Raw genomic sequence first — 17,103 nt, forward strand, 5'->3', positions numbered from 1 at the left:
TTGTCCTGACTATATAGGCGCGGTATGCCAATTCCTGACATGTAAGGAAACCCCATGACCCTTAGCGCAAAGATCGCATGGGACGATACCGTCCTGCCGTTCCAACTTGACGCCTCCGATATTCGCGGACGGGTGGCGCGCCTTGATGGCGTGCTGGAACAGGTGCTTGCACAGCATGACTATCCGCCGATGGTCGAAGGGATGATCGCGGAAATGGCACTGCTGACGGCGTTGATCGGTCAAACGATCAAATTGCGCTGGAGATTGTCGTTGCAGCTGCGCGGCGATGGTCCTGTGCGGTTGATCGCGACCGATTACTATGGCCCGACAGATGACGGTGCGCCCGCGCGCATCCGCGCCTATGCGTCCTACGACAAAGACACCATTGATCTGGCCGCCGACCCGTTTAGCCAAATCGGGAACGGCTATTTCGGCGTGTTGATTCACCAAGGCGAAGATATGACACCCTACCAAGGGATCACGCCAACTGCTGGTGGCTCGATTTCATCCTGCGCCGAGGCGTATTTTGCACAGTCGGAACAGTTGCCGACGCGGTTTTCGCTGACATTCGGGCAGTCGCAAGTCCCGGGTGAAAATGCGCATTGGCGCGCTGGGGGCGTGATGTTGCAGCATATGCCTAAGGCATCGCCATTTGCCGCTGGTGACGGCGGATCGGGCGAAGGCGGATTGCTGGACGCGATGGACATCCTGACCGAAGACGAAGGTGAAAACTGGACGCGGGTCAACGCGCTGCTGGACACGGTTGAAGATATCGAATTGATCGGGCCAAGCGTGACGCCGACGGACCTGTTGGTGCGCCTGTTCCACGAAGAAAAGCCGCGCGTCTTTGATGCGCAACCTGTGACGTTTGGTTGTACGTGTTCCGAAGACCGCGTGCGCCAAAGCCTGTCGATCTATTCGGCCAAAGACATCGGCACCATGACCCGCGACGACGGTACTGTAACGGCAGATTGCCAGTTCTGCGGGGCGCATTATTCGTTTGATCCCGCGACCTTGGGATTTGAAGCGCAGGAAAACGGTGCCTGATCTACGCCAAAGACTGTTGGATGCGCTGACCAGAACTGGCAGCGCATCCTCTGACTTTGACCTTAATAAGGGCATTATGCCCGCGCAATTGTCCCGTACTTCCGCAGCAGTGCTTATTGCGGTTCGCCCTGTGTTAGACACTGTTATCCTGACGAAACGCTCTGCCAGGTTGAAACATCATCCAGGCCAGATCGCTTTCCCGGGTGGGAAAAAAGACCCGACCGATGCGACGCTGATTGATGCAGCGTTACGCGAAGCCCACGAAGAAATTGGCCTGCCTGCCGCATGTGTTGATGTGTTAGGCGTCCTGCCGACACATCAAACGGTAACGGGGTATGCGATGACCCCGATTTTGGCGATACTGAAAGCGGATTACGATCCAATCCCAGAGGCCGGAGAGGTTTCCGAGGTATTCGAAGTGCCGCTCGCACATTTGATAAAGCCAGAGAATTATCGCATCGAAGGTCGGCATTGGCGCGGTCAACGTCGGGAATACTATACGGTTCCTTATGGCCCTTATTACATTTGGGGTGCGACCGCGCGTATTTTGCGTGAACTCGCGGAGACCATGCGGTGACCAAAATAACCGCGCCTTGGTTGTCCGACCCGATCGTACAGCGGGCCTGTGCGACTTTGACCGACGCGGGGTATCAAGCGTGGTTCGTGGGCGGCTGTGTGCGGAACACACTGTTGGGCGCGCGGGTGGCCGATTTTGATATGACGACCGATGCGCACCCTGATGTTGTATCGCGCCTTGCCAAGACGGCTGGATTCAAGGTTATCCCCACTGGTATCGACCATGGAACAGTCACTATTCTTGCCGAAAACCAGTCTTTTGAGGTGACGACGTTCCGCCGCGATGTGGCCACAGATGGCCGTCGCGCGACCGTCGCTTTTGCCGACAACATGACTGATGACGCCCGCCGCCGTGATTTTACGATGAATGCCCTCTATGTCGGTGCGGATGGTGTTGTGGTGGATCCGTTGGGGGGGTTGCCCGATTTGTACGCGGGGCGCGTGCGCTTTATCGAAGACGCGGATCGTCGGATCAAAGAGGATTATCTGCGGATCCTGCGCTATTTTCGATTTTACGCGTGGTATGGCAATGCTGAGGTGGGTCCTGACCCCGATGCGCTTGCCGCGTGCGCCGCGAATGTCGAAGGTTTGCAAAACCTATCGGCAGAACGCGTGACCGCAGAGCTGCTAAAGCTGTTGGCCGCCCCTGATCCTGCACCAGCTGTGGCATCAATGGCTGCGACGGGCGGTTTGGCGCAAATACTGCCGGGTGCGCAAGCAACGACACTGGCTGTTTTGGTTCACGTTGAGGAACAAGCCGGGCTTGCCCCTGATCCGATCAGGCGACTGGCCGTCTTGGGTGGTGATATCAGCGGATTGAAGCTGTCAAATGCGCAGGCGACGCAATTGGAACAGATGCGCAGTCAACAAAGCCCGGCAGTGATGGGATACCGGTTAGGGTCACGGGCCGCACTTGATGCGATGGCCGTGATGTCGGCGTGCTTGGGTCAGGAAATAGACACTAACATGGCGAAAGCTGCCAAATCCGCCGCTGACCAAGTGTTCCCGTTGAAAGCTGCCGATCTCATGCCAGCCCTGCAGGGTGCTGCGCTGGGTGCTGCCCTGAAGCAGGCAGAGGCGCGATGGATCGCGTCCGGTTTTACGCTAACAAAGGCAGAGCTACTGCCGTAGGTTTTCCTTTGACGGAAACCTTGCTATGACTTGCCTGTAACCCCCTAAAGGCATGTCCATGTTTCGATTTTTCGAAGGTCTTGTCGATCCCTATACCACGTATCAGGAGACCGACACACCGCCAACGCGGCTCTATCCGTTTCTGCGTCAGTACGCGGAACCGTTCATGCGTGTGTTCTGGGTGACTGGGGCACTGTCCATTGCCATTGCTTGCGTCGAAATCTGGCTGCTGGGCTATTTGGGCCGATTGGTGGATATTCTGTCGGGCGGGACCCCTGCCGAAGTTTGGGCGCGTAGCGGTGCCGAACTTATTCTTGTGGCGATCTTTGTGTTGACGCTGCGGCCTGCGGTACACGTGCTGCAAGTCATGATGCTGAACAACACGATTTTACCGAACTTTGCCACGCTGGTGCGTTGGCGGGCGCATAAACATGTTTTGCGGCAATCTGTGGGTTGGTTTGAAAATGACTTTGCGGGTCGTATCGCCAACCGGATCATGCAAACGCCACCCGCCGCCGGCGAGGTCGTGTTTCAACTGTTTGACGCGCTGACATTTGCGGTGGCCTATCTGGTTGCTGCGGCTGTTTTGCTGGGTCAGGCCGATATCTGGTTGATTGTGCCGCTTTTAGTGTGGCTGATCCCCTATCTGGTCTTATTGCGCTGGGTTGTCGCGCGGATCGGGCCCGCATCCGAGGCGGCATCAAATGCGCGTAGTGCGGTCACCGGCCGCGTCGTGGATAGCTATACCAACATTCATTCGGTCAAAATGTTTGCGCTTCATGACCGTGAAGTGGCCTATGCCAAGGACGCGATCGAAGAGGCGAGGCGGACGTTCCAAATTGAAATGCGGCTTTATACAATCATGGATGTTGCGTTGATGCTGTTGAACGGCGTCTTGATCGTAGGCGTCGTCGGTTGGGCCATTTATCTTTGGATGCAAGGCGTTGCAACGGTTGGTGTTGTGGCCGTGGCCACGTCGCTTGCGCTGCGCCTGAACGCGATGTCCGGCTGGATCATGTGGGCCGTCAGCAATTTCTTTCGCGAACTGGGCGTGGTGTCGGAGGGCATGAAAACGATCGCGCAGCCCACTACATTGCTTGACGAAAGTGGTGCGCACGCGCTGGAAATTTCGGCAGGCCAGATCGGTATTCGCGATGTGTCGCATCATTACGGTAAAAAACACGGCGGTCTTAGTGCGATTAACCTGACGATCGAGGCAGGAGAAAAGGTTGGACTGGTCGGTCAGTCAGGTGCCGGTAAATCGACCTTGGTGAAATTGCTCTTGCGGTTTTACGACTCTGAAAAAGGCCAGATTACAATTGACGGCCAAGATATCAAAAGCGTGAGCCAAGAAAGCCTGCGCCAATCGATCGGCATGGTGCAGCAGGATTCCGCGCTTTTGCACCGATCTGTGCGTGAAAACATCGTTTATGGGCAACCACAGGCGACTGAAGACGAAATGATTGCCGCCGCACAAAAGGCGGAAGCGCATGATTTTATCCTTGGGCTGGAAGATAGCGAAGGTAACACCGGATATGATGCCCGCGTTGGTGAACGGGGTGTGAAATTGTCCGGTGGGCAGCGACAGCGTATCGCCTTGGCGCGCGTTATTTTAAAGGATGCGCCAATCCTTCTGTTGGATGAAGCCACCAGCGCCCTAGATAGTGAGGTCGAGGCGGCGATTCAGAAGACGCTATACGGGATGATGCAGGGCAAAACGGTGGTCGCCATTGCGCACAGGTTATCCACCATCGCGCAGATGGACCGGATTATTGTGATGGATCAGGGCACGATCATCGAAGACGGTAGCCACGAGACATTGTTGGCGGCAAACGGACAATACGCACGGTTTTGGGCGCGCCAATCAGGCGGGTTTCTGGGCCAAGATGAACAGGATACGAAATGAGCGTTGCAGACTGGATCGATCCGCTAGAACCCGCTGACGGCCCACCGCCGCATCGGTTGCTGCCGTTCCTGCATTGGTGCATTCGCGGCAGCCTAAAAGTAGTCAGTTTCGCTGGAATAGTGTCTGCTTTGGCCGGTGTTCTTGAGGTGCTGACCGCACTGATGTTGGGATGGGTTATCGATGCGGCGCTGAATACGCAGGCAGATCAATATTTTTCAAACAACATGGTTTTGCTGATCGGCGTGACGTTGTTTTTTGTTGTTTTGCGACCTGTGGTTTTAGGGGCGGCAGGGCTTTTGCAGAACGTCACCATGGCCCCCGCGCTGGGCAATCTTATTTTGTCACGGCTTCACCGCCATTCATTGGGGCAGTCAGTCACGTTCTTTGACAACGACTTTGCCGGACGTATTGCGCAAAAGCAGATGCAAGCAGCGCGCGCCGCGACGGATCTGATGGTGGACATGATCCACACCGTGGCCTTTGCGCTTGCGTCGCTGGTCGGATCTATCGTGATGTTGCTGACGATGGATGTGCGGTCGGCCGGCTTATTGACGCTGTGGGTGGTCGCTTACATCGGGATGATCCGTTATTTTATGCCGCGTATCCGGCTTCGGTCCAAGGCGCGTGCGGCGACGCGGGCGATGGTCACCGGACAGGTGGTCGACACGATCACCAACATCAAAACCGTAAAGCTGTTCGCCCACGATGATTTCGAAGACCGTGCGGCGATCGATGCGATGGAAAATTTTCGCGGAACGGCCGTGCATTACGGGTGGCTGTCTGCGTCGTTCCGGTTTTGGTTGATGACATTGGGTGGGCTTTTGCCGATCCTTTTGGTGGGAACAACGCTGTATTTTTGGTCACAGGGCGCTGCAACAGCGGGGGATATCGCTGCCGCTGGCGCGATTTCGCTGCGGTTATCGCAAATGACGGGCTGGGTGAGCTTCACGCTGATGGGCATGTACGCCAACGTTGGCGAACTAGAGGATGCAATGCACACGCTAAGCCCGGCACACACGTTGTCAGATGCACCAGATGCGACGGTTTTGACGGCCGATCAGGGGGCGATCAGCCTGCGCGATGTCAGTTTTCGCTATGGCGGCGGACCCGGTGGGTTGGACCACGTGAACCTGACAGTGCATCCCGGCGAAAAGCTGGGACTGGTCGGGGCGTCCGGCGCGGGCAAATCCACGTTGGTTGCGTTGTTGTTGCGCCTATATGACACCGAAGAAGGCGCGGTGTTGATCGACGGTCAGGATGTGCGCGATGTAACACAAGAAAGCCTGCGCCGCCAGATCGCGATGGTGACGCAGGAAACAGCGATGTTTAACCGGTCAGCCGTGGACAACATCCGCTACGGTAAACCTGATGCCACAATGGAAGAAATTGAAGCTGCCGCGAAAAAGGCCGAGGCGCATGAATTCATCCAGCACCTTGTCGATCACAAGGGTCGCAAAGGATATGACGCGCATCTGGGCGAACGCGGCGTGAAGCTGTCAGGCGGCCAACGCCAGCGGCTTGCCATCGCGCGCGCCATTTTAAAAGACGCGCCCATTTTGGTGCTGGACGAAGCAACAAGCGCGCTTGATTCCGAGGTAGAAGCAGCGATTCAGTCTGCGTTAGACACTATTATGGATGGCAAAACTGTGATCGCGATTGCGCACCGCTTGTCGACATTGGCACAGATGGACCGGATCATCGTGCTTGACGCGGGGCGTATAGTTGAACAAGGAACGCACGATGACTTGCTGGCAATGGGTGGGCTTTATGCGCGCTATTGGGATCGGCAGTCGGGTGGTTTTATCAACGTAAAAGATGCGGCGGAATAAATGCTAACAATTGAAAGCCTGACACATCTGGGCATGGGGCGCGCATCCGATGGGCGGTCTTTGCTGCCGCGCGTTCTGCCCGGCGAAGAGGTCGAAGTGGCCCAAGACGGCACATTACGCATCATCACGCCGTCCGTTGACCGCGTTGCGCCGCCCTGTCGGCATTTCAAAACCTGCGGTGGCTGCGCCATGCAACACGCGACTGATGCCTTTGTCGCGGACTGGAAGCTGGATATTGTGAAAAAGGCGGTCCACGCCCACCGTATCGAAACTGAATATCTGCCTGTCCTTACATCACCTGCGCAGTCACGGCGCCGCGCCAAGCTGTCTGGTCGGCGTACCAAGAAGGGCGCGATGGTCGGATTTCACGGCAAGGCGTCGCACACGTTGGTTGCCGTTCCTGATTGCCAACTGTTAACCCCGGCATTGCTGACGGTCTTTCCGGCCCTTGAAGACCTGACAGTGATGGCCTGTTCGCGCAAAGGTGAAATTGACCTTACCGTGACCGATGGCGCGTTGGGTGCTGACGTGCTGGTCGAAACTGACAAAGACCTCACACCGCAACTGCGGCTCGAGCTGGCGGTGTTTGCCAATCAACATGGTCTGTCACGCCTTGTTTGGAACGACGAACCTGTCGTGACAATCAACCCGCCATATCAAGATTTCGGCGGGACCAAAGTTACCCCACCCCCCGGTGCATTTCTGCAAGCCACAAAACACGGCGAGGCCGCGCTGCTGGCGGCTGTTGAACGGATTACTGCCAAGGCACATCGGATCGTTGATCTGTTTGCGGGTTGCGGCACATTTGCCCTGCCACTGGCCAAACGCGCAGAGGTACACGCCGTGGAAGGTGAGGCGGATATGATGGATGCCTTGAACCGCGGCTGGCGCGAGGGGCATCAGCTGCGCAAAGTCACTACCGAAACCCGCGATTTGTTCCGTCGCCCGCTTGAGCCAGACGAGCTGCGCCATTTCGATGCTGCGGTCATTGATCCTCCGCGTGCGGGTGCCGAAGCTCAGATTGCGGCGTTGGCTAATTCGAACGTCAAAACGATCGCGATGGTGTCATGTAACCCGATCACTTTTGCCCGCGACGCCAAAACGCTGATTGACGCGGGGTTTGATATGCCTTGGGTGCAGACAGTGGATCAATTCCGCTGGTCGCCCCATGTCGAAATTGTCGCACCTTTCACGCGAAAATGAGCGATTACTGTCAAGTTCTTCTACCTTTTGCCACAATTTCCGGCTAAATTCCAGCAAAACGGCATAGACCGGGACAGTAGGCAGTAAAATGATAACAAGACGATCAGTGATGATTGGCGCTGCAGCGGGCTTGGCCGGCTGCGCGGCAGGACCAACCGTATACACCGGGCCAGAAGTGACCCGTATTCAGGTGTTTAAAGGCGCGCGACGGATGCAGTTGTTAAGCAACAACCAGCTTTTGCGCGAATACAAGTTTGAATTGGGATTTGCGCCAGAGGGCCACAAAGAATTTGAAGGCGATGGACGCACGCCAGAAGGCGCGTATCTGATTAACCGACGCAATCCCAACAGCCGTTATCACCTATCGTTGGGTATTTCGTATCCAAACACCAATGACGTGGCACATGCGCGTAGCCTTGGTTTGAAACCAGGCGGGGATATATTCATCCATGGCACGCCCGACCCTTGGGTGGGTCAGCGTGATTGGACGTGGGGCTGCATCGCCGTTTCAAACAAAGAAATGGACGAAGTTTACGCCATGGTGAACACGGGCACCCTCATCACGCTGTACGCCTAGAATCCAGCACCCGTGATTGGACGCGACATCGCGGGATCGCTGCCCATGTTCATGCACCACCACAGCTTGCCTGCGGGTTCTTGGTGCCACGCAAAACCCATATAGCGCGCGGTTGGATCAAGAATCACTGCGCGCGTGTCGTTCTGTTCCATCCACGCCGCGAGGGTCTGTAGTTCCGTCTCATAGGATTCAGAGATGTTTTCGCCCAAAAGTCTGCCGGAAAAGCCCGCGCGAATTGCGCGGTCAAGTGGGCTTGAACCGTCAGACCCGAACAACCAGGGGCGGTTTTGTACCGACATATCGCGTGCATGTGTTGCCGCAGCAGCGTTGAGCTGCGAATTCAGTTGCACAGGGGCGACACCCGCCTTGGCGCGCAATGCGTTAACGCTGTCGAGCATCCGAAACTGAATCGCAGCAGCGTCGCCAGGGTTGATCTGATAGGCGGTTGGTAGCGGAAGCCCGTCAGGTCCGAGATTTCGCGCGGGTTCACATGCGGCCAGGCCCATCGCAGCAAGTCCAAGGATCACTTCACGTCTTAACATAGATCATCCGCCTCATTTACCTGATCTCTCTTTATCTAACGGCGCGCGACACTTCAAACGCACATTCGCGTGTGAACCGCGTCCTGACATTTGTTTGAATTGCGGTGGCACGAGAGACACATTATAATCCGAAAATGAAACATGTCCTGGAGACTGCAATGAATAATGACCTGTCACGTCGCGGATTTATGGCGGCAACAGCGGCTGTGATCGGCACAGGGGCCGTTGCGCAGACCGCCAATTCGACTGAAATCGAAAGCGATATCTCGCAGGGGGTTCAACGCAATGTTGCAAGCTTCCGGTCACTTGACTGGCAGCCCTATTTTAGCAACCTGACAAACGGCGCGGTCTTGGTCGATATACAGTCGCGCACGCTGCATTACTGGTCCGAGGATCAGTCGATCTATAAGCTATTCCCGACAAGTGTGCCGCTGACCGATGATCTAACCCGCAAAGGCCGCACGGAAATTATCCGAAAGGTTGTTGGTCCAAGCTGGTCACCAACCCCATCGATGCGTGAACGCAATCCAGAATGGCCAGAATTTATCGGCCCCGGTCCAGATAACCCATTGGGAACACACGCTCTTTGGTTGTCTTGGCAGTATTACCGGATTCACGGCACTCACGATACGCGCAAAATTGGACGGCGGTCGTCAAACGGATGTGTTGGCCTGTTTAACGAACACATTTCAGAGTTGTTCGATTACACCAAAGTCGGCACGCAGGTTCTGTTGATTTAAGGCAATCTGCGGTTCAGCCTAGGTGCTGAACCGCTGCCGCAGCCATAACCACACGCGTGATTTTTGACGTTCCTGATAAACAGGCGGCGGAGAATATACCGGCACAGACCGTGGTTTTGTTTTGGCACGTTCATGCGATCGCGATGTTTCTTCGTTAAATTCTTCGACCCACTTCGGGACGGTTTTCTTTGGTGCTTCGACCACAGGTTGTTTGCGCGTTGATTCGAGTGGTTGTGAATTAAGCACGTATTCATTCGTTTCAGAAACGAGGCGGGTCAGGACCTGGCCTAAATTATTGCTTTGCTTCAGGATAAGCGGGCGAATCCGCTCTTGGGCGCCATCAATGATATCGAGCCATTCGCGTGCGGACTGAATACGGTCTTTTGGAAGCACGCTCATTGCTTTGTCGATGGCGGCCAAAAACGGGGCGTCATATTCATCGAACCTCCCTGCGAGAGGTTCGCAGGGGTCGGGGTTATTGCTTGCAAATTCAGCCATCCGTGTTTGGCTGTTTGGCGGCGGATTTCCGGAAATCAGATGATAAAAAGTAGCACCCAAGGCATATAGATCGCTGCTTGGTGCCTGCTTTCCGCCTGCAAAATAGAATTCTTGCGGTGAATACCCGTCTTTTACGACCAATACGGCAGATAATTCGCGTGTCTCGCGACTGGCTTCTTCGCGTGCAGCGCCAAAGTCGATCAGGACCGGACTTCCCCATTTGTCCAACAGAATGTTGTCTGGTGAAATATCGCGGTGCAACAAATCCTGTCGGTGGACCAAATCAACTGCATCAAGCAGCTTGATCATGATATTTTTCACTTGCTTTGGTCTAAGCGTCTGATCGGGATCTTTGATAATATCCAGAAGGTCACGCCCGGAAATCAGGTCCAGCACCATATAGGCGGTTTCGTTTTCTTCGAAAACACGGTGGACGCCGACAATGTTAGGGTGCCGCATTTTCGCGATAGTGCGCGCTTCTCGCATGAACATTTCGACGATCGAGCGGTATTTTTTGTAATGCGATTCAGACCGAACAAAGACGTTCTTTTCGTCGCGAAGGCAAAACACCTCTGGATAGCATTCTTTGATGACGACACTGCGTTCAAGATAGTTGTCTTCGGCAAGATAGGTAATGCCAAACCCGCCATTGCCAAGGCGCTGCTGAATCGTGAACTGGTCCCCTAACAGCGGAGTTCCGTTTGGAAGTGCCTCACCTTGGTTGGAGGAGCGTCTTCTTTTTGCCTCTGGCGCAGCAGCAGTCATCTTTCACCAAACCTAAGCATCGAAAATGATGCAATAAACACAAAATAACAAACCAAGGCATGCAGCCAAAATGTGGTTGGAATTGGGCAAACAGGCAATTTTCCGCCTACGCCGCGTTATCAAGTTGCACGATAAGCATACTTTTTAGCGTGCTATGTGACATTTGATACTAAATCGCCCAATTTTGTAACGACTTGATCAGTCCAGCCAGCCCTGCAAGTTGTTTTTGATCAACCCAGACAACGCATCAATATGCGCAGGAGAATCGTTCAAACAAGGCACATAAGTGAAATGTTCTCCGCCGGCGTGTTCAAAGCTTTCTTTGATCTCTTCGTTAATTTCTTCCAGTGTTTCGATGCAATCAGCAGAAAATGCGGGCGCGCAAACGGCTATATTCTTGATGCCATCTTCGGCGGCCAATCGCGCGACTTCTTTCACTGTATACGGCTTTAACCATTCTTCGGGGCCAAACTTGGACTGGAATGTCGTCATGATTTGCGTGTTGTCCCAGCCAAGCCGCTCCTTCAGCAAGCGCGTCGTTTTTTGGCATTGGCAATGATACGGGTCACCTTCGCGCAGGTATCGTTCCGGCACGCCGTGATAGCTGCAAATCAGCTTTTCTGGCTTTACCTCTGCCTTTGCGTAAGCTGTTTCGATAGATTGGGCGAGGGCGTCGATATAGGCCGGATCAGCAAAGTACGGTTCGACAATGCGCGCAACCGGCTGCCATTTTTCCTCCATGAGAGCGCGGAAAAACTGGTCATTGGCCGTTGCAGACGTCGCCCCGGCATAATGAGGGTAAAGCGGGAAGAACAGGATTTTGGTACAGCCGGCTTCGACCATCTCGCGCACCTTTGATTTGGTGGACGGGTTGCCGTAGCGCATGCAGAAATCGACCATGACCTTGTCACCGTAGGTTTCGTGCATCTTGGCTTTGATCGCGGCTGTTTGCTGTTTGGTGATCGTAAGCAGCGGGCTTTCGTTCGCTTCGTTGTTCCAGATAGACCGATAGGCGGCGCCAGATTTGGTTGGCCGGATACTTAGAATGATCAGTTGCAGAATTGGCTGCCATTTCCATGCCGGATAATCGACAACGCGTTTATCGGACAAAAATTCGCTTAGATACCGCCGCATCGGCCAATAGGTCGTGGCGTCAGGTGTTCCCAGATTGGCCAACAAGATGCCGACCTTGGCGGGTTTGATTGCGGGGTGATCGGCAGGTGCGTGTGCTGGGCAGGTGGCAGGTGGCTGGGTGTCGGACATATGCGTTGCCTTATCAGTCTGGGTTCTGTCGGAATTAGCGGGTTTACGTCCCACGTCAATCTTTGGATCGTTCAAGCGGCTGTTCTGCCGCACCTAGCGCATCGGCCAAACGCGTAATTGCGCTACCGGGGCGCAAGGGCTGTTGCTGGGTGTCGGACGGTGCCCAGCCGGTGAGCGTGATAATCTCGAATGTTGCGTCGATACGGTTGTCGGCATTGCTAAAATTTTCGGCATAGACGCTGGCCGCTTCTGTCATCACATTCCGCCGGGTAAAGTGTTTGATGCGGTCGGTCATCGCGTTTGTTTCACCCATTTTGCGCAGGTCATGCATCAGGTGGAACGCGTTGATATAGCTGACCGTCAGTGATGTGGCATCAGCGACGGGTAATGCAAATCCCGCCCTTTGCAGCAAGGCGCCCAAATCTCGAATTTCGCCCATTGGTGCTATTCTGGGCGACAGGCCACCTGCAACGACGGCCTCTGCCTCGGCCAGCGATGCGCGGAGTTCATGCAGTGTTTGCCCGCCCAAAAAACTACACAGCAACAGCCCATCGGGTTGCAGAGCGTGCCGGCATTGCACCAACTGCCCAACCGGGTCGTTGGCCCAATGCAATGCCATGGTGTGCAAGATCAAATCATGGGTGCCGGGGCTGAGTGATAGGGTATCATCATCAGGAACCACCGTTGCGCCGGGAAACTGCGCTGACCAAAAATCTTGGTAACGCGTCACAATGGCGACGGACGTAAAGGTTCTGTTAACCTCGTTCAGTCTTTCATGTAGTTCAGCGGCCAAGGTTTCATGCAAAAAAAGCGCCTCGATATCGGCGCGTGCGCGGTTGCGATGCAGGGTGGCGCGGTCAAACAGTGCGGGCATTTTTTCCATGCCCCTCATTTAGGGTGCAAACATGCAGATGCAAAGCATCATCCGCGCGATCTATCCTGCACAATGTGTTGCATGTGACGCGCAAACCGAATCCGAATTCGGTTTGTGCGGTGTGTGTTGGCGCGAAACCCAATTTATCGGGGGGCTGATTTGCGACACCTGCGGCACCCCACTGCCGGGCGAAGACACGGGCACACCCGAACAATGTGATGACTGTATGACGATTGCCCGCCCGTGGGATCAGGGGCGCGCAGCGTTGATCTATTCCGGCATCGGGCGGCGGATGATATTGGGATTTAAACATGGGGATCGTACCGATTTGGCCCGGCCTGCGGCAATTTGGCTCGCGCGGGTGACGAGACCACTGTTGCACGATGACACCGTATTGGTTCCGGTCCCGTTGCATTGGTTGCGCCGGGTAAAACGGCGATACAACCAAGCGGCGGTTTTAGCGCATGCGCTGGGTCGGGAACTGGGATGCGCTTTTGGTGCAGATGCGTTGTTACGCCCCAAAATGACAAAATCGCTTGATGGGCACAGCCGCGACGCGCGCTTTGCGGCGCTGTCCGGGGCGATTGTGCCAAATCCGAAACGGGTCGCAATGCTGCGCGACAAATCGGTCATTTTGGTAGACGATGTCATGACCTCCGGGGCAACGCTCGCGGCTTGCGCCGAAGCGGCCAAAACGGCGGGCGCCCGCGCTGTTTCGATCGTGACACTGGCAAGAGTAGTCAAAGACGCTTAGATACCGTTTAACGGCTCTAAGGACGAAGATGATGAAAACAGTTGAAATATATACCAAACCGACCTGTGGTTTCTGCCACATGGCGAAACGCTTGCTTTCTGCGAAGGGCGTCGGGTTCTCGGAAGTGAACATTACCGCAGAGCCCAATCGGCGCGCCGAGATGATCCAGCGCGCCAACGGCGGCAGCACGGTGCCACAAATTTTCATCGGCGGAAAACATGTCGGTGGCTGCGACGATTTGATGGCGCTTGATCGGAGTGGCAAATTGGATGCTATGCTATCTGAATGAAAGCAGCAGTTGTTCAATTGACCGCAAGCGATGATCCGGCAGCGAACCTGCCGGTCACGGTCGATCTGATTGCCCAAGCCGCCGCCCAAGGGGCAGGGTTTGTTCTAACGCCCGAGGTCACAAACTGCATTTCCCAAGACCGGGCGCACCAGCAAATTGTGCTGCAACACGAAACCGACGACCTGACGCTTGCGGGACTGCGCGCGGCTGCACAACAACACGGGGTCTGGTTGTCAATCGGGTCGCTTGCGCTGAAAACGAATGATGCAGATGGGCGTTTCGCCAATCGGTCGTTTCTGATCGATCCAAATGGGCAGATCGTCGCGCGCTATGACAAAATTCATATGTTTGATGTCGCGGTCTCTGACACTGAAACCTACCGCGAATCTGCGGGGTATCGACCGGGCGACAGGGCTGTGATTGCAGATACGCCGTTTGGAAAAATCGGTCTAAGCATCTGTTACGATGTCCGTTTCGCGTATCTTTACAGAGCATTGGCGCAGGCGGGTGCGCAAATATTGCTGGTCCCTGCCGCGTTTTCGCCTGTGACGGGTGCCGCGCATTGGACGACGTTATTACGTGCACGCGCGATTGAAACAGGGTCATATGTTCTGGCTGCGGCGCAGACTGGCACACATCGCAGTGGGTCGGGCAAGGGGCGTCAAACTTACGGTCATACGATGGCGATCTCGCCATGGGGCGAGGTTTTGGTGGACCTTGGCACAACGCCCGGGTTGGCTTTGGTTGATCTCGACCTTAACGAAGTGGCAGAAAGCCGGCGAAAGATCGGGGCACTGACCCATGATCGCGTGTTTGAAGGTCCGTAATGTCTGATGCATCCCATAATCTCGCGGTGTCACTGTTCAGTGAAATCTTGGTTGTCGACCAGTTGGCCCGCGCCAACGTGGCCCGCGTCCTTCCCAAGGGAATGGAGCTGTCACATTTTTCAGTTTTGAATCAGTTGGCCCATGCTGGGGTGGAAAGGACCCCTGCGCAGCTTGCGAAAACTTTTCATCTGACGCGGGGCGCGATGACAAATACTGTCAATAAGCTAGAGCGGGTCGGCTGGGTGCATATTCGTCCTGACTGGGATGATGCCCGCCGCAAATTGGTATCAATTAGCCCGGCTGGTCAGGCCGCGCGTGATGCGGCCTTGGCCGCGATCGCGCCAGTCATTGCAGAAGTCGTGGACAAAGTCGGTGCCGAAAAGGTGCGCATCGCATTGCCGGTGCTGCGTGAAATGCGGCAAAGACTAAGCGAGATCGATTAGACGGCTGGCTTTGTTGCGGTAGTCACATAGTTCACCGATAGGTCGCGATCCGAGATGGACCAAGTGAACCGCGCAAAGTTGAAAACAAATCCTTTGCGATCGACGGGGGTTAACCCGGCATCGCTGAGCAACTTGAACAATTCGTCGGGTGTGATGAATTTGGACCATTCATGGGTGCCTTTGGGCAACCAACGCATGACCCATTCAGCCCCGACAATCGCCATCGCAAAGGATTTAGGGTTGCGGTTGATCGTCGAACAAATGTGGATTCCGCCGGGGCGTAGCAGTTGTTGGCACGCGGTTAGATAGCCAAGCGGGTCTGCCACATGTTCGACCACTTCCATGTTTAGCACCGCGTCAAACTGTTCACCTGCCTCGGCGAGCGCCTCGGCGGTGGTGTGTCGATAGTCGATGGTCAGCCCGGATTGTTCCGCATGAATACGTGCCACCGGAATGTTGCGTTCGGCAGCGTCTGCGCCCACAATTGTCGCACCCAGTCGGGCCATCGGTTCGCACAGCAGTCCACCGCCACAGCCGATATCAAGAATACGCAGCCCTTTGAATGGCTGTGGTTGGGACAGGTCACGCCCGAATTCAGCGGCGATTTGCCGGGTGATATAATCAAGCCGGACCGGATTCATCATATGAAGCGGCTTGAATTTCCCGTTCAAATCCCACCACTCTGCGGCCATTGCCTCAAATTTGGCAATTTCAGATGGGTCGACAGTATTCGTGGCAGACATTTGCTGGCTCCGGATGGTCAGTTGTACTCAGACGCGATATAGGGTGAATATGGACAAAGTCGTAGGACAAAAGAGCGCATTCGCTTATTTATACGCCCCCATTGACCCGTTTGACCAGCGTATGCTGGACGTGGGCGACGGACACAAAATCTATGTCGAACAGTGTGGCAACCCGCTTGGGATCCCCCTTGTGGTGCTGCATGGTGGGCCGGGCGGAGGCTGTAGCCCTGCGATGCGCCGCTATTTTGATCCCGCAATCTACCGTGTTGTGCTGTTTGATCAGCGTGGCTGTGGGCGTTCGCGCCCGCATGCAAGCGTGGACGCAAACACGACGTGGCATTTGGTGGCCGATATTGAGAAAATCCGCACCGTTTTGGGAATTGACCGGTGGGTCGTCTTCGGTGGAAGCTGGGGTGCGACCCTTGCATTGATCTATGCGCAAGCCCATGCCGATCGGGCCTTGGCGCTTGTTCTGCGCGGCGTCTTTTTGATGACCCAGCCTGAACTTGATTGGTTCTATGGCGGCGGCGCCGGGAAGTTTTGGCCAGACCTATGGGACCGGTTCACCAGCTTGGTCCCGGTCGCTGAACATGGCGATTTGATTGCAGCGTACCACCGCCGTCTCTTCAGCGGCGACCACGCCCAAGAGGTGCGCTATGCCCGTGCGTGGGCTGCATGGGAAAATGCGCTGGCGTCTATCGACAGTGACGGCAGAACCGGCGAAAGCCCTGCCGAATATGCCCGCGCTTTTGCCCGCCTAGAGAACCATTATTTTGTGAACAACGGGTTCTTGGCCGCTGATCAACAAATTTTGCATCTTAACCAAATGGCTAAGATTGCCGATATTCCCGGTTTCATTGTGCAAGGGCGCTATGACATGATCTGCCCCCCGGCTTCTGCGCACCGCTTGTCAGAGGCGTGGCCGAAGTCGAAGCTATTGATGATTGGTCGCGCTGGGCACGCATTGTCTGAGCCGGGGATCAGTGCGGAACTGGTCCGGACGATGGATCTGATGGGTGCAGCGCCCGACATCTTGGGGCTTTAGGGTTTACAGTGCGCGTTCAGGCGCTAGGGTTATGTCTAGAATAACGAGGAA

Annotated in this window: 18 protein-coding genes; 13 read left to right on the forward strand and 5 right to left on the reverse strand. The window is 55.3% G+C overall.

Annotated elements, in window-relative coordinates:
• The first annotated feature begins 54 nt into the window (after positions 1-54).
• The 7 genes from hslO (at position 55) to ACXJGX_RS07880 (ending at position 8,269) form a co-directional block, all read left to right on the forward strand.
• Entirely contained in the window at positions 55-1,047 is a 993-nt protein-coding gene (hslO, locus tag ACXJGX_RS07850; RefSeq protein ID WP_474780309.1) for an Hsp33 family molecular chaperone HslO, read from the forward strand.
• A complete protein-coding gene (locus ACXJGX_RS07855) occupies positions 1,040-1,624 on the forward strand; it encodes a CoA pyrophosphatase (protein WP_474780311.1) in 585 nt (194 codons plus the stop codon). Before hslO ends, ACXJGX_RS07855 begins: the two co-directional genes overlap by 8 nt.
• Entirely contained in the window at positions 1,621-2,754 is a 1,134-nt protein-coding gene (locus tag ACXJGX_RS07860) for a CCA tRNA nucleotidyltransferase (RefSeq protein WP_474780313.1), read from the forward strand. Before ACXJGX_RS07855 ends, ACXJGX_RS07860 begins: the two co-directional genes overlap by 4 nt.
• Before the next feature lie 58 nt (positions 2,755-2,812).
• Entirely contained in the window at positions 2,813-4,660 is a 1,848-nt protein-coding gene (locus ACXJGX_RS07865; protein WP_474780315.1) for an ABC transporter ATP-binding protein, read from the forward strand.
• Positions 4,657-6,489: an ABC transporter ATP-binding protein gene (locus ACXJGX_RS07870; protein WP_474780317.1), complete on the forward strand. Its 1,833-nt coding sequence runs from the start codon at positions 4,657-4,659 to the stop codon at positions 6,487-6,489. Before ACXJGX_RS07865 ends, ACXJGX_RS07870 begins: the two co-directional genes overlap by 4 nt.
• Positions 6,490-7,692 carry a class I SAM-dependent RNA methyltransferase gene (locus ACXJGX_RS07875; protein WP_474780319.1) on the forward strand — a complete coding sequence of 401 codons (1,203 nt, stop codon included), beginning with the start codon at positions 6,490-6,492 and terminating at the stop codon, positions 7,690-7,692. It abuts the gene before it with no gap.
• 88 nt (positions 7,693-7,780) lie between these two features.
• A complete protein-coding gene (locus ACXJGX_RS07880; protein ID WP_474780321.1) occupies positions 7,781-8,269 on the forward strand; it encodes a L,D-transpeptidase family protein in 489 nt (162 codons plus the stop codon).
• Here ACXJGX_RS07880 and dalA read toward each other — a convergent pair.
• On the reverse strand, positions 8,266-8,811 hold the full coding sequence (dalA, locus tag ACXJGX_RS07885; RefSeq protein WP_474780323.1) for a divisome-associated lipoprotein DalA: 546 nt from the start codon (positions 8,809-8,811) through the stop codon (positions 8,266-8,268). The genes ACXJGX_RS07880 and dalA overlap by 4 nt on opposite strands.
• A 158-nt stretch (positions 8,812-8,969) precedes the next feature.
• Here dalA and ACXJGX_RS07890 point away from each other — a divergent pair, with 158 nt between their 5' ends.
• Positions 8,970-9,551, forward strand: a complete 582-nt coding sequence (locus ACXJGX_RS07890; protein WP_474780325.1) for a L,D-transpeptidase — start codon at positions 8,970-8,972, stop codon at positions 9,549-9,551.
• A gap of 18 nt (positions 9,552-9,569) precedes the next feature.
• Here ACXJGX_RS07890 and ACXJGX_RS07895 read toward each other — a convergent pair whose 3' ends face one another.
• The 3 genes from ACXJGX_RS07895 to ACXJGX_RS07905 all read right to left on the reverse strand — a co-directional run bounded on the left by ACXJGX_RS07895 (position 9,570) and on the right by ACXJGX_RS07905 (position 12,960).
• A complete protein-coding gene (locus tag ACXJGX_RS07895) occupies positions 9,570-10,814 on the reverse strand; it encodes a serine/threonine protein kinase (protein ID WP_474780327.1) in 1,245 nt (414 codons plus the stop codon).
• A 198-nt stretch (positions 10,815-11,012) separates the two neighbouring features.
• Positions 11,013-12,077 (reverse strand): ferrochelatase, encoded by a 1,065-nt coding sequence (gene hemH, locus ACXJGX_RS07900; RefSeq protein ID WP_474780329.1) that lies wholly within the window; start codon positions 12,075-12,077, stop codon positions 11,013-11,015.
• A gap of 55 nt (positions 12,078-12,132) precedes the next feature.
• Positions 12,133-12,960 carry a methyltransferase domain-containing protein gene (locus tag ACXJGX_RS07905; protein ID WP_474780331.1) on the reverse strand — a complete coding sequence of 276 codons (828 nt, stop codon included), beginning with the start codon at positions 12,958-12,960 and terminating at the stop codon, positions 12,133-12,135.
• Positions 12,961-12,982: 22 nt separating this feature from the next.
• Here ACXJGX_RS07905 and ACXJGX_RS07910 point away from each other — a divergent pair, with 22 nt between their 5' ends.
• From ACXJGX_RS07910 to ACXJGX_RS07925, 4 genes are read left to right on the forward strand one after another with little or no spacing between them, the layout of a single operon-like run.
• Positions 12,983-13,705 (forward strand): double zinc ribbon domain-containing protein, encoded by a 723-nt coding sequence (locus ACXJGX_RS07910; protein ID WP_474780333.1) that lies wholly within the window; start codon positions 12,983-12,985, stop codon positions 13,703-13,705.
• A 31-nt stretch (positions 13,706-13,736) separates the two neighbouring features.
• Positions 13,737-13,994 (forward strand): glutaredoxin 3, encoded by a 258-nt coding sequence (grxC, locus tag ACXJGX_RS07915; RefSeq protein ID WP_474780778.1) that lies wholly within the window; start codon positions 13,737-13,739, stop codon positions 13,992-13,994.
• The gene (locus ACXJGX_RS07920) at positions 13,991-14,821 is read left to right on the forward strand and encodes a carbon-nitrogen hydrolase family protein (protein WP_474780335.1); all 831 of its coding nucleotides are present in this window, start codon (positions 13,991-13,993) and stop codon (positions 14,819-14,821) included. The genes grxC and ACXJGX_RS07920 overlap by 4 nt, the downstream gene beginning before the upstream one ends.
• Positions 14,821-15,264: a MarR family winged helix-turn-helix transcriptional regulator gene (locus ACXJGX_RS07925; RefSeq protein WP_474780337.1), complete on the forward strand. Its 444-nt coding sequence runs from the start codon at positions 14,821-14,823 to the stop codon at positions 15,262-15,264. The genes ACXJGX_RS07920 and ACXJGX_RS07925 overlap by 1 nt, the downstream gene beginning before the upstream one ends.
• Here the strand turns inward: ACXJGX_RS07925 and ubiG are convergent.
• Positions 15,261-16,007 carry a bifunctional 2-polyprenyl-6-hydroxyphenol methylase/3-demethylubiquinol 3-O-methyltransferase UbiG gene (gene ubiG, locus ACXJGX_RS07930; protein ID WP_474780339.1) on the reverse strand — a complete coding sequence of 249 codons (747 nt, stop codon included), beginning with the start codon at positions 16,005-16,007 and terminating at the stop codon, positions 15,261-15,263. The genes ACXJGX_RS07925 and ubiG overlap by 4 nt on opposite strands.
• A gap of 49 nt (positions 16,008-16,056) precedes the next feature.
• Between ubiG and pip the strand changes: the two genes are divergently transcribed.
• The gene (gene pip / locus ACXJGX_RS07935) at positions 16,057-17,052 is read left to right on the forward strand and encodes a prolyl aminopeptidase (RefSeq protein WP_474780341.1); all 996 of its coding nucleotides are present in this window, start codon (positions 16,057-16,059) and stop codon (positions 17,050-17,052) included.
• Positions 17,053-17,103 lie beyond the last annotated feature (51 nt).

The sequence above is a fragment of the Yoonia sp. SWMV100 genome, assembly GCF_056108365.1.